This is a genomic window from Erwinia sp. S43 (genome assembly GCF_016624745.1).
GTDB classification, from domain to species: Bacteria; Pseudomonadota; Gammaproteobacteria; order Enterobacterales; family Enterobacteriaceae; genus Erwinia; species Erwinia coffeiphila.
The window spans coordinates 1-1,052 of the sequence record NZ_JACVTX010000061.1 but is presented as its reverse complement, the minus strand read 5'-3'; the positions used below and the strand labels follow the sequence as shown (position 1 = coordinate 1,052).

1 rRNA gene is annotated in these 1,052 nt (G+C 54.2%); it reads left to right on the top strand.

The features are described from left to right. Window positions 1–1,052, top strand: a 23S ribosomal RNA gene (locus IBT47_RS26795); the annotation flags it as partial.

The window sequence follows — 1,052 nt, the reverse complement described above, 5'->3', positions numbered from 1 at the left end:
GAAGGCAGTCGAAGATACCAGCTGGCTGCAACTGTTTATTAAAAACACAGCACTGTGCAAACACGAAAGTGGACGTATACGGTGTGACGCCTGCCCGGTGCCGGAAGGTTAATTGATGGGGTTATCCGCAAGGAGAAGCTCTTGATCGAAGCCCCGGTAAACGGCGGCCGTAACTATAACGGTCCTAAGGTAGCGAAATTCCTTGTCGGGTAAGTTCCGACCTGCACGAATGGCGTAATGATGGCCAGGCTGTCTCCACCCGAGACTCAGTGAAATTGAACTCGCTGTGAAGATGCAGTGTACCCGCGGCAAGACGGAAAGACCCCGTGAACCTTTACTACAGCTTGACACTGAACATTGAGCCTTGATGTGTAGGATAGGTGGGAGGCTTTGAAGCGTGGACGCCAGTCTGCGTGGAGCCATCCTTGAAATACCACCCTTTAACGTTTGATGTTCTAACCTGGCGCCGTGATCCGGCGTGGGGACAGTGTCTGGTGGGTAGTTTGACTGGGGCGGTCTCCTCCCAAAGAGTAACGGAGGAGCACGAAGGTTGGCTAATCCTGGTCGGACATCAGGAGGTTAGTGCAATGGCATAAGCCAGCTTGACTGCGAGAGTGACGGCTCGAGCAGGTGCGAAAGCAGGTCATAGTGATCCGGTGGTTCTGAATGGAAGGGCCATCGCTCAACGGATAAAAGGTACTCCGGGGATAACAGGCTGATACCGCCCAAGAGTTCATATCGACGGCGGTGTTTGGCACCTCGATGTCGGCTCATCACATCCTGGGGCTGAAGTAGGTCCCAAGGGTACGGCTGTTCGCCGTTTAAAGTGGTACGCGAGCTGGGTTTAGAACGTCGTGAGACAGTTCGGTCCCTATCTGCCGTGGGCGCTGGAGAATTGAGAGGGGTTGCTCCTAGTACGAGAGGACCGGAGTGAACGCACCACTGGTGTTCGGGTTGTCATGCCAATGGCATTGCCCGGTAGCTAAGTGCGGAAAAGATAAGCGCTGAAAGCATCTAAGCGCGAAACTTGCCTCGAGATGAGTTCTCCCTGA